Below are 16728 nucleotides of genomic sequence, written 5' to 3' on the forward strand. Positions count from 1 at the left end.
CACCGGCCCCTTCCCGCGAGGAGGGCCCGCCCCCCAAGGGGGAGGGGGCGGGCCCGCACCGTCAGTATTCCCCCGGGAGCCCCGCCGACACGCGGGATTCCGTTGTCCGGAACCCGGCCCCGGGGCCCCGAGACCCCGGACGGGTCAGGACAGCCCCCACACGAAGCCGTACTGGGCGCCCACCGCGACGAACACGGCGGCGGCCACCGCGACCAGGGAGAGGTGGACCCGCCCGGCCGCGCTCAGCCGTCCCCGCGCCCATGCGGTCGCGGCCACGGCGGCGGTGGCCAGGGCCAGCGGGACGGCGGCGGCCAGGGGCGCGGTCAGCATGAGGGACCCCCCGAAGACCCACTCCTCCACCTTGTGGGGGGCGACGAACAGCCCGTACGCGAGGATCCCGACGCCGGCGTAGCAGGCCAGGGCGGTCAGCGCCCCCAGCACCCGGGCGACGACGGTGAACCGGTCGCGGGCCCGGCGGAACTGGACGAACGCGGTGAACAGGACCAGCAGGGAGGCCGCCGCGGCGACGCCGTGCGTGAGGGGGCTGGCCAGGAACGAGGTCCGCTCGTAGACCTGCGTGGGGTTGGAGCCGGTGGCGAGGGCGACGACCTCGCCGTCCTCCTCCAGGAAGACCAGCTCGTCCTCGCCGTTCTCCGCGACGAAGCGGCCCTCCCCCGCGGGGAGCCAGCGGTCGTCGAGGGCCATCCCGCCGCCGACCGAGAGCGTCCCGTCCCCGCCGTCCCGCACGACCATGTTGTCGAGGAGGACGGTGAGCTGGGCGGGCCCGCTCCCGGCGCGCCGACTGGTGATGTAGCTGCCGGTGTACGGGCCGAGGTCGGCCCCCGGGTCGGCCTCGCCGGACGGAGGGGCCTGCGGGGCGAACGTCTCGGAGAACGCGGCGGCCACGGCCATGCGCAGGTCCAGCAGCGGGTTGGCCTGTGTCTCCGGCGAGGTGTCGTCGCCGTTGACGGCGACGAACAGGCCCGCGCCGATGGCGGGGACCAGCGTGTAACCGGTGTGCATGCCCACCAGGTCCCCGCCGTGGCCGAGGACGGGGGAGTCCCCGCCGCGCCACTGGTACGTGCCGTAGCCGATCGATGCCAGCTCGGGGTGGACCTCGAACTGCCGGTCCGTCATCAGTGCGGGGACGCTCTCCGGCAGGACCTGTTCGCCGTCGAGCTCACCCCCGCCGAGCAGGGCCAGCATGAACCGGGCCATGTCGTCGGTCGTGGCGAGGGCGGCGCCGGCGGGGGAAGCGGACACGTGCAGGTCCTCGGGGACCGAGCCGTCCGCCAGGTGGAACGCGGGCAGGTCGAGGGTCCCCCGGGCCTCGTGGACCTGGACGAACCCGCTGTCCGCCATGCCGAGAGGTCCGAAGACGGTCTGCTCCACGAACTCGTCGAAGGGGATCCCGCTCACCTCCTGGGCGATGAACCCGGCCAGCCCCGACCCGTGGTTGGAGTACGCGGGGAACCGGCCGGGCTCGTTGAGCTGTTCAGGCTCCCTGGTGCGGGCGACCCCGTCCAGGGTGAGGTGCGCGGCGGTGTCGCTCGCGAACGGGATGTCGACCAGCTCGGCGAAGCCGGCGGTGTGGGTGAGCAGGTGGTGCATGGTGATGCCGTCGGTGGCGAGCCGGGCGTCCTCGGGCAGGTAGGCGTTGACGTCCTCGTGGAGGTCGATCTCCCCGCTGTCCACCAGGGTGAGGACCGCCGCGGCCGTCAGGGACTTGGAGACCGAGGCGAGGGGGAAGACCTGGGCGGTGTGGTCGAGCGGGGTCCGCTCGGCCAGGTCGGAGTAGCCGTGGGAGGCGGAGGCCAGCTGCTCCCCGCCGCCGACGACGGTGACGGCCACCCCGGGGGCGCCGTGCTCCTCCAGGAGTTCGGCGACACGGGTGTCGACGAACTCCCGGGCGCTCTCGGCGGTCAGCGGGACGGGCTCGGCCGCAGGGACGGCTCCGACCGCGGCGGCGGCGGCGGCGGGGGCCGCGCCGGGCAGGAGCGCGGCGGCGATCATCAGGGGCGCGGCCAGAAGGGGGAGGGCGCGGGGGACTCGTTGCATGTGTGCTCCCGGGAGGTGGTCTTCCTACCCCTCGAACCTAGGTTTCCGGGCTCCCGGAAACACTGGTGCGTCCGGGCGTCCCCGTACTACAGCCAGCACCACCGAGGAGGCTCAACCGAGCAGGAACGCGACCGTGACCAGGACGGGGACGGTGAGGAAGGTGGACAGCAGCACCACTTCGCGCACCATGTTCTCGCCGACCCCGTACTGGACCGAGTACGTGAACACGTTCTGGGCGGTGGGCAGGGACGCCAGCACCACCACGGCGAAGAGCGACGGCCCGGTCAGCCCGAACGCCAGGGCGCCCAGGGCCCACGCGGTCAGGGGCAGGACCACCGACTTCAGGACGACCCCGAACAGGACCTTCGCCCTGTCGGGTCCCCGGCCCGGCACGCCCCCGCCGTGCAGGGAGATGCCGAACGCCAGCAGCATCGCCGGGACCGCCATGCCGCCGAGGAGCTCGAAGGGCTCCAGCAGGGGCGCGGGCGGCTCCCAGCCGGACAGGGACAGCAGCACGCCCGCGAGGGAGGCGATCACCACCGGGTTCCGGAAGGGGGTGCCCAGCGCGCGGCGGAGCACCGGGCCGAACCCGCGGACCTCGCCCCGGCTCAGGTCCATGACGGTGAGCGCCACCGGGGCCAGGAAGAGGAGCTGCATGAGCAGGATGGGCGCGACCAGCGAGGCGTCGTCGAGGACGTACGCGGCGATGGGGATGCCCAGGTTCCCCGCGTTCACGTAGACGGCGGACAGGGTGCCGACGGTGGTCAGACCGACGCCCCAGCGCCGCACCGCGCCCACGGCGATGAAGAGGACGGAGACCAGGGCGACGCTGAGCGCGCTGACCAGGACCGGACCGGAGGCGAGGAGGGCCAGGTCGGTGTCGGCCAGGATGGTGAACATCAGCGCGGGGCCGGCCACGAAGAAGGCCAGCTTGCTGAGGACCTCCTTGGCCCCAGGACCCAGGATGGGCAGACGTCCCAACATGTAGCCGATGACGACGATGCTGGCGATGACGCCGAACCCGATGATGACCCCGGACAAGGGACGGCTCCCAGAGTAGACGCGCGGCTGAAGTCAGCAAACGCTATCCGAGGACGTTCTCGCCCGGTATGCCCCCCGTCACAGGCGGACGGTCGGACAGGGCGGCACGGCGCCGCCGGACCCGCCGCCCCGGCCGGGACGGAGGGGTCAGTCGGCGGCCCCGGGGCTGGGCGAGGGCGACGGTTCGGCCTCCTCCTCCGCCTCCCGCTCCTCCTCCTCGCGCTGCCGCTCCTCCTCTTCCTCCTCCAGGCGTTCGGCCTCCGCCCGGTCCGCGGCGCGGGTCGTGCACACCTCGTCGGAGGGGGCGGACGCGCCGTCCACGGCGACCACGGTGAAGCAGTACTCGACGGCGGTGACGGCCGTGACGACCTGGGCGGACACCACGCCGGGGCCGGTCCTGGCCAGGGTGGCCCGGGGGTGGTCCTGCGGGCCGCCCAACACGAAGAACGAGGCGGTGCCCCCGCTGTTGTCCGTCCAGGCCAGCTCGACGGAGCCGTAGTTGTCGGACAACAGCACCTGTGACGGCGCGGAGACCTCCGGCGGGGCCTCGGGCGCGACGACCTCGTCCGCTGCGGGGTCCCCGGCCGGGGCCTCCGGCTCGGGCTCCTCGGCCGCGGCCGTCACCACGGGCTCCTCGGGGCCGGTCGCGGCGAACACGCCGGAGACGCTGGTGGCGAGCAGGATGCCGCAGACGGTGACGCCGATGTGGAGGTGGCGGCGCCAGCGCGCCTGGCCCCGGTCCCCGTCCTGCGCGGGGGACCACACGGGGACGTCGTCCTTCTCGTCCGGGGTCCGGTCCACGGGGAGGAAGGAGGACTCGGCGGTGCCGGTCCACCCCTCCAGCCGGGACCAGGCGCGCAGCGGGGAGATCTCCTCGCCGCGCATCTTGGCCATCATGATCTCGGCCGTGCCGCCGGCGTCGAGGGCCGGAAGCCTGCTGCCCTCCAGGCCGGTGGGGCGGCGCAGCGGCGCCCGCCGTTCCCGCGGGGTTTGGGGACCGGCCGGGGGGTGGGCGCCGCCCGGAGGCGTGCCGGGCCGGCCCGCGGCAGGCGAGGGGGCGACGGGGAGCGCCGCCGGTCCGTGCTGGGCGGCCGGTGGGTCCTGGGGTCCGGAGGGCGCGTGGTGGGTCGGCGGGTCACCGGGGGACCAGGGGGCCCCGGGAGTGGCCTGGGGCCCGGAGGGCGCACCGTGGGGGACCTGCGGGCCGGACGGCGCGTACGCGGGGTACGGGGGCCGCCCGGGGTCGGCCTGCAGCGCCCGGGGACCGGTGGGCGCGGCGTTCGGTGGGGCGTGGGGTCCGGAGGGTGCGCGGTGGGCCGACGGTTCGCCGGAGGGCCACGGGGCCCCGGGAGGGGCCTGGGGTCCGGAGGGCGCACCGTGGGGGACCTGCGGGCCGGACGGCGCCGCCGGGGGCGTCCACGGCCCCGAGGGCACGGAATAGGGGTTCTGCGCTCCGCCGGGCGCGGAGAGGGGGGCACGCGGTCCCGTGGCGGGAGCCGGGGGGCCGGACGGCGGCGCCTCGGCTCCCGTGGGCGGGGCCGGGTCCGCCCCGGGGGAGACGGGGGGCGCCTGCCGCGCGCCGTGGGAACCCTGCGGACCGGTGTACGGGTCGGCGGGGGCGTGCGGAGGAGTGTTCGGCCCGGTGGCCCACGGGGCCACCGGAGCGTGCGAGGCCTGGGGACCGCTGGGGAACCACTGCGCGGCCGGGGACTGCGGTCCCGACAGGGGCGCCTGGGGTCCGGTCGCCGGAGCGGGTGCCCCGCCCACCGGTTCCCGCGTACCCGAGAAGGGGGCCTGGTCGCCGGTGGAACCGGCCGACGGCGCGGCGGACCGGGCCGTGCGCGCCTGCTCGAACGCCGCGGCGAACGCCGACGCGTTCGGGAAGCGCTCCTCGGGGAGCTTGGCCAGGGCCCGGGTGAGCACACCGCGCAGCTTGCGGGAGACGTCCGGCCGGGGGACCGGGCTCGGCTCCTCCGAGAGGACCCGCTCCGCGTACGTCCGGGCGTCGAACGGGCCGCCGTCCGTCGGCGAGAACGGCGCGTGCCCGGCGAGCATCGTCCAGACGGTGGAGGCCAGCTGGTAGACGTCGGTCGCGGGCGTGCGGGCCTCGCCGCGCAGCACTTCCGGCGCCGCGTGCAGGAAGGCCTCCGTGCCGGGGGCGGGCGGGGGCAGGGCCTCACCGGACCTCCGGACCGAGCCGAAACCGGTCAGGACCGGCGTCCGTCCCGCCCGGAGGACGTTCCCCGGGCAGACGTCGTTGTGCAGCAGGCCCCGCCCGTGCATCGACCCCAGCGCCGCCGCCGCGCCACGGGCGACGGCCGCGGCCTCCTGCACCGGCGCGGGCCCCCTGCGGACGAGCATGTCGCCGAAGGAGCCGTCCGCGTAGAACGGCAGGACCACGAACACGTCACCGTCGGCGGTGGTCCCCGCGTCCAGCAGCGGCACCACGCCGGGCACCCCGGCGAGGTCGCGGAGCTGGTTCAGCTCGGCGCGGCCCAGGGCCTCGGGGAGGACCTTGAGGACGACGTCGGCACCGCTGGTGGAGCGCGTCGCCCGGATGATCCGGGCGCGCCGCCCCTGGTGGAGCAGTGCGGACGTGTCGTACCCGGGCGCCCAGGGGGCGTGCTCGGAGCCGGACACGGGAGAGCGACCCCCTTGTGGCGTTCGTGGTGGAGGATCCCCGCCGCCTCTCGGGCGGTGGGGGAGTGGGCCCCGAAGGCACCGGTGTCACGGGTGCTACGGGAACGGGGACACGTCGGTGAGGGGGCTCTGGATCATCTGCTGACGGGTGGTGTTGCCCCACCCGCGTTCCTCGTTGACCTCCTGCTGCCGGCCGAAGGCCCCGATGAGGGCGATGACCCCGCAGATCAGCGCGACCAGGATCAGCCCGCCGATCACCGCGGGCCACACCTGCTGCCTGCGGCGCCAGTAGCGGCTCGACCCGTACAGCAGCGCCGACCGCAGCTGCCGGTGCCGCAGGGCGTCCGCCTGGAGGACGTACTTCTCCTCGTTGGGCGTGTAGTGGAACGCCTCGGGGAGCTGCGGGTCCGGATCGGAGGAGGCAGGCGGGGACGTCGGGGTCGGGGAGGACATCGCCGCTCAGCCTACTAGAACAGACCGTCGAGGTACTTGGTCAGCCGACCGTAGTTGTCCGCGGTGTTGCTGGTGGCCGCGATCACCTTCGCGAAGGCCGAGTTGACCTCGGAGAACTGGGTGTCGAACTCCGACGCCTTGGCCTGGAACTGGGCGCTGCCGGAGCCCTCCCACTGGCTGACCGTCGACTCCGACTGCTCATTGATCTGGCTCATGATCGCGGAGAAGCGGCCCAGGTGGGCCTGCTGGTCCTCGGCCAGGCCCTGGAGGCCGGCGACGTCGCCGTACACGTCGAACTGGGAACCCATGGGGGAAAGCCTTTCTGGAGGGAGGAGCGGGGAGAGGTGCGGGGGCTCAGACGTTGACCGGGCGGCTGAGGCCGCCGAGGTCGTTCCCGGCCTGCGAGTACTCGGCGCTGGAGTCCGTGTCGGTGACGTTGAACTCCTGCTGGCCCTCGTTGAGCTTGATGCCGTTCTGGCTGCACCAGGTCATGAGCTCGTCGAAGCGCTCGGTCAGCTGTTCGCGGGCCATGCGGAAGTCGGTGAGCGCCTGGCCCTGGAGGGAGTCGGCGTCGTTGACCATGTCCTGGATGAGCTGGTTCATCTGGGTGCGGAGGCCGTCGGACTCCTGCCCGAGCTGCTCACCGCCGGTGGAGAGGCTGTTGACGTTTTCAAGACCGACGTGCGACATCTGGACCTTTCCGGAAAGTCGGGTGGGGGCTCGCCCTCCGGTCCCTGTTCGCACGGGGATGCGTGTGGCCACAGGAGGAAGGGGAGGATACGGACGATAGTAAGGATCCCACCTCTCGGTCAACGGAGGTGCGCGTCTCGTGACCTCGGACGCCGTGCAGGAAGACCGGGTTCTCGCGGGGCCCGGCGGCCCGGATCCGCATCGAACCACCCCGGACGGGGGTTTCCCGCAGTCCCGTTCCGGTCCGCCCGTGAGCGGGGGCGGATGCGGCTGGCCGCTTCCGGCCATGTGCGGGCGGCCGCACCGGGGGCCTCAGGAGGAGGGGGACCCGGAGGGATCGGCGCTGGGACCGTCGGTCGCCGGCTCCGTCGCCCAGCGGACCGCGAGGGGCCACCCGTCCATGGACGCGTCGTGGAAGCGCGGGAAGGCCTCGGCTGTCTCCTCCACGGAGCCGTCCGCGAGGTCCACCCGGAACCAGGCCTCCCCGGTCTGGAGCAGGACGGCCTCCCGCCCGGGGGCGGGCGCGTACTGCTCGACCGGACCGTCGGCGTCCTCCAGCAGCCGGGTCGCCCGGTGGCCCTGGCCCTCGACCGTCACCAGGTACGCGCCCGGCGGCGTGTCGGCGCCGCCCACGGCGTCCGGGCGCAGGAGGGCGGTGCCCTCGCCCCACACCGGGGCCCCGTCGAAGGTCTGCCACTGGCCGCCGTCGACGTTGAGCGTCGCGTTCACCACGCTGCCGTCGGTCTGCCGCACCACGAGGCTGCCCCCGTCGGAGGCGTTCATCTGCTGGGTCTGCACGCTGTTGCGGATGTGCAGCGCCCCCTCGGGGGTGAGGGTCCAGTCGCTGGGCCGCTGGGCCTCGCCCAGGGCGAGGCTCCCCTCCTGGTTGGGGGTGCCGGTGGGGGCGTCCAGCGGCACCGACAGCACCTGGGGCGGAGCCCCGTCCTGCTCGTTGTCGGACACGAACCAGAGCCGGTCGCCGTGGATGACCGGCTGTGACAGGACCTCGCCGGCGGCCGGGGTGACGGTCTCGACCGGCTGGTAGGAGATCTCCTCCACGTCGGCCTGCCCGGCGTCCTCCGGGTCGGTGAGCACGGCGACGTTCACGGCGTTGGGCTCCGTGGTCGCGTACGCGAAGAACGCCCAGTCCTCGGAGAACTGCGCGTGCACGGGGACCGACGGGGCCATGGGGTCGACCGCCCCGTCGGGGAGCGCGATCCGGTGCGTCGGCTGCCCCGTCGCGGGGTCGTGGAACACGAGGACCTGGTCGGTCTCCGGGTCGCCGCCCTCGAACCCCCGGTGCAGCAGGGCCAGCCCGGTCAGCCCCTCCTCGGCCAGGTCCTCGACCGTCTCGGCGGGTCCGTCGGAGCCGCCGGACGTGTCCGTGCAGGCGGTGAGGGCGGCGAGGGCGAGCAGGCACACGGCCGGGGTCAGGGCGGGGGAACGCCGCATGGAGCTGCCTTTCGGGGAAGGTCGGTGGCGGGAGCCGGGGAGGGTGCACGGGGGCGGGGACAGAAGGGTGGGATCACTCCGAGGGTGTCATGGTTCGTTCCCCGACAGCGCACTCAGGACCGGGTTCGCCCGGGACACGGGCACCGGGGCGGCAGCGCCCGTCAGGGAGGCGGCCGTCCCTGCGGTCGGTGTCACGGGGGCGCGGTCCATGCCGTTCTCCTCCCGGGAGCGGCGCAGCGCGCAGCGGACCGCCGGACGTGCCCGGTCGCGCGCTTCCGGCGCGGTCACGTCAGCCCCGCCACACGGGGGACCGGCTCCCCGCGCGCGTGCTCGCGCACGAGCACGGCGCCGGGGACCTCCTGGAAGGTCCCCGGGCCCAGGGCCTCCTCGACCTCCCAGACGCTGTCGATCCCGCCGAGGTCGACCTCCACGGGAAGCGCGATCGTCTCCTCGGGGCCTTCCGCGTCCCAGCCGAAGACGGCGACCTCCATGTTGTCCTCCTCCTCGGACCACCTCGGCTTGAGCAGGGAGTCCTTGAGGGGGAGCTGGCCGGAGACGGTGCTTCCCACGCTGTTCTCGTCCGTGACGACGGTGTCCTTCACCGTGCCCGAGAAGTCCCTGACCTCGAAGCGGTCCTCCCACTGCCCGTTCTCCAGGCGCTCCGAGCGGACCGCCAGGTAGCCGTGGGGCAGGACGCGCAGCACGGTGTCCTCCGGCTCGGAGGGGAGCGCCTCGGACAGGACCTCCCCCCGCACCGTGTCGATCACGAGGGTCCCGCGCATGAGCGCCATGTTCTGGAGCACGGCCACGTCGCCCGCGGCGGCGAACGTCTCCTCGTCGAGCTGTTCGGGGTGCTCGGCCGCGTCCTCGAAGTCCTGCCCCCGCACCAGGCTCCACTGCTCCTCCCCGGTGGCGGTGTCGAGGCTCGTCAGGCGCAGGTCGGAGCCGCCGCACGCGTAGACCACCACGACGCCGCTGGGGGTGAGGAAGCCGTCCTCGACCCGCGGGTCCCCTGCGCCGCCGGGGCACCGCAGGCGCTCGCCGCGCCACCCCGGTTCGTCGTCCCACGGGGAGAAGGAGACGGCGACTCCGCCCCCGTCGCCGGGCCCGGCCGTCACCAGGCCGTCGTCGGTCACGAGGCCGGCGTGCTGGACCGACAGCCGGTCCGTCCCGGCGCCGCGGTGTTCGAGCACGAGCGTCTCCACCCCGGTGCCGGAGTCCAGGAGCACGAGGGAGCCGCTTGCGCTCACGGCCACGAACGTCCCGTCGGGGGAGACCGCGGCCTCGGCCTCGGAGCCCAGGAGGCGGTAGCTCCACACCTCTTTCCCCGTCCTGGTGTCCAGGCCCACCACACCGTCGTTCAGGTGCAGAACCGCGCCGGTGGGCACGGGGTGGACCCCCACGAGTTCCCCGTCCCGAGGGCCCTCCCAGACCCACGACGCCTCGGAGACCGTGGTCGGCACCGCGAGCTCCTCGAGGTCGTCCCCGGACATCTCGTGGACGACCTCGTGTCCGGCCAGCTCCCGGACCTGCTGTCCGGAGCCGGAGAGGATCCCGCATCCGGGCGTCCCGAGGAGGAGCACGGCGGTCGCCGCCGCGGCGGACCAGCCGGTTCTTCTGTTCATGGTCAACCAGGTCGCTCTCAGGTGTCTTCTCGCCGTCCTGGGGGATGCGGCCACGATCGCAGGCCGGGACACTCCCCGCCCGGCCTTCGGGTCTTCCGCCGCCGTGTCGGAGCGGTGGAGCCCGTACCGGCACGGTTCCGGGGACGAGGGACATTGAACCGGACGAATGTCACGACAGGTGCGCGGCCGGGCACGCCGGGGCGGCGAACCCGCAGGTGGGCGGCGGGTCTGTGACGGTGGCCGCATCCGGCCACGCACGCCCGGGCCGCACACGGCGGACCCCGGGCCCGTGCATCCCCGGGACCTCAGGGGGTGCACGGGCCCCCGGGTCTACGCCGGGGAGTCGCTCCAGCCGACCTGCACCAGGTCGGGGCGCTGCCCCCGACGCGCCAGCTGGGCGCGGCCGACCGGGAGCTGCTTGGACGCCGTGCCGTTGGCCAGGCGCCCCTCCATCCGGTCGCCGGAGAACAGCATGCCGGGCGTGGCCATGTCGGTCAGCGCCTGGAGCACCGGCTCGAACATCGCCCGCGCCGAACCGCCCGTGCGCCGGGCCGCGATGACGTGCAGGCCCAGGTCCGCGCCCTGCGGGATGAACGGGGCCAGCGGTGCGAGCGGGTTCGACCGCGCTCCCAGCATGTCCATGTCGTCCACCACGATGAACAGGTCCAGGCCCTTCCACCAGCTGCGCTCTCGCAGCTGCTTCGGGGTGACGTCCGGTCCCGGCATCCGCTCCTTGAGGGACCCGGCCAGGTTCGCCGCGACCGCCTTGGTCTGCTCCGCGCTCGTGCAGTACGCCAGCAGGTGCTCCTCGGGGACCAGCTCCAGGTGGCTGCGGCGGAAGTCCACCATGACCACGCCGACCTGGTCGGCCGGCCGGCGCACGATCTGCTTGACCAGTCCGCGCAGCAGGGCGGTCTTGCCGGTCTGCGGGTCCCCGTACACGACCAGGTGGGGGTCCCGGTCCAGGTTCGTGGCCACGGGGGCGAGCGTGCTCTCGGCCATGCCCAGCACCAGTTCGGTGTCGCGGCGGCCCCGCGGGGTGCGGCGCCCCTTGAGCAGGTCGTCCAGCTCGACCTTGGCGGGCAGGGTCTTGACGCCCTGGACGGCCTTCTGCGGCCACCGCTCGCCGACCCGCTTGACCAGGTCCCGGATGCCGTCGGTGACGTCCTCGTCCGAGGCGACCCCGTCCACCCGGGGCAGCGCCACGTGCGTGTGGTGCTCCGCCGAGGTCAGGCCGCGCCCGGGGGTGTCCTTGGGGATCTCGTCGGCGACCTTGCGGCCGATCCCCGAGTCCATCGGGTCGCTCAGCCGCAGCTCGAACCGGCCGCCGAACAGGGCCTGGAGCCGGGAGCGGACCTGCGAGGTCGCCGCGCCGGTCAGCACCGTGTGCACGCCGAGGGAGGGGCCCCGGGTCGCGATGTCCATCAGGACCTCGTCGGCCTCGTCGAAGGTGTCGCGCACCGAGGACCAGCCGTCGATCATCAGGAACAGGTCGCCGACCACGTTCCCGGCCACCTTCCCGTCCGCGCGCGCCTGGCGCAGCGCGGCGGGGGAGTCCAGCTTGTACTTGCGGAACACCCGCTGGCGCCGGTCGAGCTGGGCGCGCACGTCCACCAGGACCCGCTGCACCTTCTCGGGGTCGGCCCGCCCGGCCACACCCGCCACGTGGGGCAGGTCCTCCATGGCCTGGAGCGCGCCGCCGCCGAAGTCGATGGCGTACACGCCCACCCGGCCCGGCGGGTACCGCCACGCCAGGCTCGCGATGAGGGTGCGGAGCATCGTGGACTTGCCGGACTGGGGGCCGCCCAGGACGATGACGTTGCCCTCGGCCCCGGTGAAGTCCATCTCGGCGGGGACGACCCGCTGCTCGCGGGGGATGTCGGTCAGGCCGAGGACCGCGCGCATCTCCGCGGCGGGGGGCTCGGTCCCGGGGCCCTCCAGGTCGTCGCCCTCGCCCAGGTCGGCGAGCACGGTGTCCAGGGTGAGCAGTTCGGGCAGCGGCTCCAGCCAGATCGGCCGCACCTTCTCCGCTCCCGACGCCACCAGCCGGTCCACGGTCACCTGAAGGGTGGTGCGCTTGTCCTTCCTGGGCCTGGACTCCTCGCCCCTGGCGCGGACCGACGCCATGAGCGACTCCACCAGCGAGCCCTCGCCGGTCACCTTGCTGAGGCCGTTGTAGGACAGCAGGGGGAGGACGGGCTCGTGCTCCTCCTTCTCCTCCTCGGCCGGGGGCTCGTAGGGCTGGGAGACCATGGCGGCCTTGAACCGCTCGAAGACGGAGGTGTCCACCTTGAGGTAGCCCGATCCGGGCTCGGGCGGCAGGTGGTAGGCGTCGCCGACGCCGATGGCCTCGCGGCTCTCCGCCTCGGAGAACGTGCGCAGGCCCACCCGGTAGGACAGGTGCGACTCCAGGCCCTTGAGCTTGCCCGACTCCAGCCGCTGCGTGGCCAGGAGCAGGTGCACGCCGATGGACCGGCCGATCCGGCCGATGGCCACGAACAGCTCGGCGAAGTCCGGGTGGGCGGTGAGCAGCTCGGAGAACTCGTCGATGATGATCAGCAGGTGCGGCAGCGGCTCCATGCCCGGGTCCTCCTCCCGGGCCGCCTCGTAGGCGTGCAGGTTGGGCAGGTTGCCCGCGTCCTTGAGGATCTGCTGGCGCCGTGTCAGCTCGCCGAAGGTGGCCTCCCGGAACCGCATCACCAGGGAGTCGTCGTCGGCCAGGTTGGTGATCAGCCCCGTGCTGTGCGGCAGCCGGTCGGTGTCGGCGAAGGTCGCGCCGCCCTTGAAGTCGACCAGCAGCAGCGCCAGCGACTCGGGGGAGTGGTTGATGACCAGCGACGCCACCATGGTCCGCAGCATCTCCGACTTGCCGGAGCCGGTCGCGCCGACCACCAGGCCGTGCGGCCCCATGCCGCCGAACGCCGACTCCTTCAGGTCCAGCAGCACCGCGTTGCCGTTGGGGCCCACACCGATGGGGACGCGCAGGTAGTCGCCGGTGCTGCGCTTGCGCCAGGTGCGGCGGGTGTCCAGCTGGGCGACGTCGGACACGCCCAGGATCTCGGGGAGGCCCACGGTGGCGTGCATGGCGTCGTCGCCGTCGGAGGCGGCGATGCCGTACGGGGCCAGGATGCGGGCCAGGCTCGTCAGGTGGGCGACGTCCGACCGGTCGGCGGTCCCCCGGAGCGGCGTGCGGTCGGGGTTGTCGCCGGCGCCCGGGAGCTCGGTGTCCTCGGTGAGGGTGCCGTCGGCGTCGACGTTCAGGCGCAGGTCCACCGACTCCGGTTCCTCGCGCCGGTCCGCCACCAGCGCGATGATGTGGATGCCCAGGTCGGAGAGGGAGGCGACGGGGGGTTCGGCGTGCAGGCCGGACAGGGTCGACTGGTGCTCGCCGTCGAGGACCACGACGAGCCGCTGCGTCCCGGGCCCCGGGGGCTTGCCGCGCCGCCGCTGGAGGTCGACGGTGCGCCGCTCGATCTCGTCGGCGAGCAGTTCGCCGGCCTGCACGGTGTTGGCGGACACGAACCTGGCGGGCATCGGCCCGTCCTGGGCGTCGTCGAACGTGTTGTGGGGCAGCCACTTGAGCCATTCCCACCGGTCGCGGAGCTTGGTGTCCCGGACCACGCCGATCCGCAGGTCGTGCGGGGAGTGGAAGGCGGCCATCTGGGCGATCATGCTGCGGACCAGCCCGCGTCCCGCCTCGCGGTCCCCGACGACCGACACCACTCCGTGCTCCCGCAGCGGGACGACGAGCGGCATCTCGGGGACGTCCGCGTACAGCTCGATGAGCTGGTCGGCGGCGCCCTGGCAGACGGGGTCGTACTCGATGAGCGGGGAGGAGGTGTCGACCTTGAGCCTGAGCCGCCGGGAGAGGGGACGCGTGCCCGTGCCCGCGCGCACGTCGAGGAAGTCGGGGTCGGCGGGACGCCGCTCCCACCTCCTCGTCCGCGAGCGGGCGGGCTCGGTGAGGAGTGAGGGGTCGGGGTGGCGGAACGCGTTGTCCGCGCGCTGGGTGGAGGCGACGTCCCGCACGATCTCGCGGAGCTGGTCGAGGTAGTCGACGTAGCGCTCGCGCTGCTCCCGCATGCGCTTGCGGGGGCCGTTGTGCTGGGCCACGAACATGATGATGCCGACGACCACGCTGGCCATCATGATCATGACGCCGGCGACGGCCATCAGGGGGCGGTGACCCATGGTGATGGACATCAGGAGCGAACCCGAACCGGTGATGATCGGCATGATGATCATCGCCCCCGAGCTGGACGCCGGCGCGTTCTCGGGCAGCTGCGGCGGGGCAGCGATGACCAGGGGAGTGTTCCCGGGAGCAGGAGGGACACTGCGGGCAGGGCGGGGCACAGGTCTCGTCGCCACAGCGATCTCTTTCCGTCCACCTACGGGGGTTGGTGTCTGGGTGACTACGCTAGGAATGATCTCGCGAACCCCGCGAATCACCTAATTCGCGTCCGTCCTCCCCCTTCGCGGCGAATGCCGCCCACGACGACGACAGAAGGAACCATTGGTGTGAGTGGATACTGCCGGGTCACCGTCACCGGACCGGAGCGCTGGGCCGATCTGGCACTTCCCGGCACCGTTCCCGTGGCGACCCTGATGCCGCGCATCATCGAGGTCTGCGCGCCCGACGAGGAGCGGACGGAGCCCGCCGCCTGGTCTCTGACCACGGTGGACGGGTCGCCCGTGCACCCGGACGAACCCCTGGAGAGCGCCGGGGTCTACGACGGCGACGTCCTGCTGCTGGACCGCCGCACCGCCCCGAGCCGCCCCTCCCACGTGGACGACGTCCGCGGCGCCGTCGAGGACAGGGTCGACGACACCGCGCGCATCTGGAACCCCGCGACGACGCTGTCCTTCGGCCTTCTCGTGGCCAGTATCGGCCCCCTGGTCCTCCTGGGGCTGATGATGCGGCTCCTCCCCTCGGCGGGACACCTGGGCGTCGCCGCGGTGGGGACCCTGTTCACGGTCGCCGTCATGCTGCTCGCCGCACGCAGGCCCCTGCCCGCCGTCGCGCACGTGCTGTTCGCGGCGGCCTGCGTGTGGGGCGCGGTCACCGCGGTGCTCGCCGCCGCCCTGGTGACGAGCACGAACCCGCTGGTGACGGCGGCCTTCGCGCTCTCCGGGGCGCTCCTGGTCGCGGTGATCGGCTGGGCCATGCACGAGACGGGTCTGGCGTACATCGCCGGGCTCGGGGTCGTCGCGGTGGCCGCGGCCGTCCTCGTCGTGGTGGGGATCTTCACCGAGCCGGTCCAGGGCGTGCGTTCGATGGGCATCGCCCTGGCGCTGTGCGTGGGGGCCCTGCCGCGCGTCGCCATGGTGATGGGCGGCCTGTCCGGCCTCGACTACGAGGTGGGGCGCTCGGGCCAGGTGCCCACGGAGCGGTTCGAGGACACGTACGGCAACACCGACCGCCTGCTGCTGGGGATCGTGCTGGGCGCGGCGGTGAGCGGCGGCGCCGTCACCGTGCTCCTCGCCGTCCTGGCCCAGGGGCTGCCCGACCTGCTGCTGGGCGGGCTGCTCTCGGTCCTGCTGGTCCTGCGCTCGCGGCTGTTCGACCGGATCCGCCACGTGCTGCCGCTGCGGCTGGCCGGGGTGCTGGGCGTGGGGGCCACGGGTGTCGCGGTCGTGGGCGAGTACCCGTTCATGGGCCCCTGGCTGCCGCTGATCGTGCTCCTGGCCGGGATCGTGCTCGGGGTGCTGAGCTGGGTGCGGCTGACCGACGTGCCCCGTGCCTCGCTGCGCCGCCTCCTGAACTGGACCGAGGTCCTGGTCATCATCGGCATGTCCGCGGTGTTCGCGTGGGCGATGGGGCTGTTCGCCTTCGTCGCCCGCATGACCGGCTAGGCGGCGTTCCGCGGACGCCGACCGCCGACCGCCGCCCGCCGCCCGGCGGGGAGGGCGTCCGCGGGACCCCGCCCCGGGGCGGGCCAACGGCCGGGACCGGAGCTCGGGGACGGTGCGTGACGGTTCGTGTGCGCCGGACGCTAGGGTGTCCGCCGACCCGACAGTCCCGAGAGGATCTCCCGTGCCCGAACCGAAGAAGTGCGTCCCGGCCGCCGCAGCAGGTCTCGTCCTCACGCTCATGTTGGGCGCCTGCGGAAGCGCCGCCGAGGAGGAGCCGCAGGCCCCGGACGCCGCCGGAGCCCAGGACGAGCCCGCTGACGTGATGGAAGAGCCCGCCGAGGCGGAGATCGAGCTGCGCGACCCGATGGAGATGGCCCCCGACGACCTGTGCACGGTGCTCCCGGAGGAGGTCCTGGAGGAGCTCCTCGGCGCGGAGGACATGCGCGACGACTCACCGAGCACGACCGGGCGGCCCGACCCCGGGACGCTCGAGAGCGACCAGCGCCTGAGGATGAACTGCATGCTGCTCTCGCTGAGCGGCTTCACCCTCCGGTACGACATGGAGATCCACGAGGGGCCCTACACCGACAGCGCCGCGCCGGACCTCACGGCGGAGGAGGCGGACCCGGACCTCGGAGTCGGCGACCTCGCCGTGGCCGGTTCCGAGAACGACGCGGGGAGTGCGCAGGTCACGGCGGTCGAGGGGCAGGTCTTCGTGGACGTGCACTACTCGCGCATGGGATCGGGCGACGCGGACGCGATGCTCGACGGCGCGCTCCTGGCGGCGGAGGAACTGCTCGCCGCGGTGAACGGCTCCTGACGAGGGGCCGGGCGGGGGATACGGACGGCGGACCGGCGCCGCCGCCCCGGGTGCGCCGAGGGCCCGTGCCCGGCGCCCCCGGGTGCGGGCCGGCGT

The 16728-nt window shown here is 73.8% G+C and carries 11 protein-coding genes; 2 read left to right on the top strand and 9 right to left on the bottom strand.

Annotated features, from left to right (window positions below; genetic code table 11):
* Nucleotides 1-144: 144 nt before the first annotated feature.
* The 9 genes from ACWGL3_RS23575 to eccCa all read right to left on the bottom strand — a co-directional run bounded on the left by ACWGL3_RS23575 (nucleotide 145) and on the right by eccCa (nucleotide 14258).
* Nucleotides 145-2058 carry a serine hydrolase domain-containing protein gene (locus ACWGL3_RS23575; RefSeq protein WP_452461790.1) on the bottom strand — a complete coding sequence of 638 codons (1914 nt, stop codon included), beginning with the start codon at nucleotides 2056-2058 and terminating at the stop codon, nucleotides 145-147.
* Between the two features lie 111 nt (nucleotides 2059-2169).
* Entirely contained in the window at nucleotides 2170-3099 is a 930-nt protein-coding gene (locus ACWGL3_RS23580) for an AEC family transporter (RefSeq protein WP_452461791.1), read from the bottom strand.
* 147 nt (nucleotides 3100-3246) lie between these two features.
* Nucleotides 3247-5739, bottom strand: coding sequence for a protein kinase domain-containing protein (locus tag ACWGL3_RS23585; RefSeq protein WP_452461792.1), 2493 nt, complete (start codon nucleotides 5737-5739; stop codon nucleotides 3247-3249).
* Between the two features lie 96 nt (nucleotides 5740-5835).
* Nucleotides 5836-6192, bottom strand: coding sequence for a hypothetical protein (locus ACWGL3_RS23590; protein ID WP_267947610.1), 357 nt, complete (start codon nucleotides 6190-6192; stop codon nucleotides 5836-5838).
* Nucleotides 6193-6206: 14 nt separating this feature from the next.
* Nucleotides 6207-6500 carry a WXG100 family type VII secretion target gene (locus ACWGL3_RS23595; RefSeq protein ID WP_267947611.1) on the bottom strand — a complete coding sequence of 98 codons (294 nt, stop codon included), beginning with the start codon at nucleotides 6498-6500 and terminating at the stop codon, nucleotides 6207-6209.
* A gap of 46 nt (nucleotides 6501-6546) precedes the next feature.
* Nucleotides 6547-6882 carry a hypothetical protein gene (locus ACWGL3_RS23600; RefSeq protein ID WP_267947612.1) on the bottom strand — a complete coding sequence of 112 codons (336 nt, stop codon included), beginning with the start codon at nucleotides 6880-6882 and terminating at the stop codon, nucleotides 6547-6549.
* 312 nt (nucleotides 6883-7194) lie between these two features.
* A complete protein-coding gene (locus ACWGL3_RS23605) occupies nucleotides 7195-8334 on the bottom strand; it encodes a hypothetical protein (RefSeq protein WP_452461793.1) in 1140 nt (379 codons plus the stop codon).
* A gap of 284 nt (nucleotides 8335-8618) precedes the next feature.
* Complete coding sequence (locus ACWGL3_RS23610; protein ID WP_452461794.1) at nucleotides 8619-9959, bottom strand: outer membrane protein assembly factor BamB family protein; 1341 nt, start codon at nucleotides 9957-9959, stop codon at nucleotides 8619-8621.
* Nucleotides 9960-10289: 330 nt separating this feature from the next.
* A complete protein-coding gene (gene eccCa, locus ACWGL3_RS23615) occupies nucleotides 10290-14258 on the bottom strand; it encodes a type VII secretion protein EccCa (RefSeq protein ID WP_452461795.1) in 3969 nt (1322 codons plus the stop codon).
* A 219-nt stretch (nucleotides 14259-14477) separates the two neighbouring features.
* Here eccCa and eccD point away from each other — a divergent pair, with 219 nt between their 5' ends.
* Both eccD and ACWGL3_RS23625 read left to right on the top strand, forming a co-directional pair.
* Nucleotides 14478-15812 (top strand): type VII secretion integral membrane protein EccD, encoded by a 1335-nt coding sequence (gene eccD / locus ACWGL3_RS23620; protein ID WP_267947615.1) that lies wholly within the window; start codon nucleotides 14478-14480, stop codon nucleotides 15810-15812.
* A 181-nt stretch (nucleotides 15813-15993) separates the two neighbouring features.
* Nucleotides 15994-16632 (top strand): hypothetical protein, encoded by a 639-nt coding sequence (locus tag ACWGL3_RS23625; protein ID WP_267947616.1) that lies wholly within the window; start codon nucleotides 15994-15996, stop codon nucleotides 16630-16632.
* Nucleotides 16633-16728: the final 96 nt, after the last annotated feature.

It is taken from the genome of Nocardiopsis sp. NPDC055824, assembly GCF_053616335.1.

Excerpts from the sequence above, each read along its gene's own strand:
- ACWGL3_RS23590 (WP_267947610.1), bottom strand. The coding sequence starts at position 6,192 with ATGTCCTCCCCGACCCCGACGTCCCCGCCTGCCTCCTCCGATCCGGAC.
- ACWGL3_RS23595 (WP_267947611.1), bottom strand. The coding sequence starts at position 6,500 with ATGGGTTCCCAGTTCGACGTGTACGGCGACGTCGCCGGCCTCCAGGGC.
- ACWGL3_RS23600 (WP_267947612.1), bottom strand. The coding sequence starts at position 6,882 with ATGTCGCACGTCGGTCTTGAAAACGTCAACAGCCTCTCCACCGGCGGT.
- ACWGL3_RS23575 (WP_452461790.1), bottom strand. The coding sequence starts at position 2,058 with ATGCAACGAGTCCCCCGCGCCCTCCCCCTTCTGGCCGCGCCCCTGATG.
- ACWGL3_RS23610 (WP_452461794.1), bottom strand. The coding sequence starts at position 9,959 with ATGAACAGAAGAACCGGCTGGTCCGCCGCGGCGGCGACCGCCGTGCTC.
- ACWGL3_RS23605 (WP_452461793.1), bottom strand. The coding sequence starts at position 8,334 with ATGCGGCGTTCCCCCGCCCTGACCCCGGCCGTGTGCCTGCTCGCCCTC.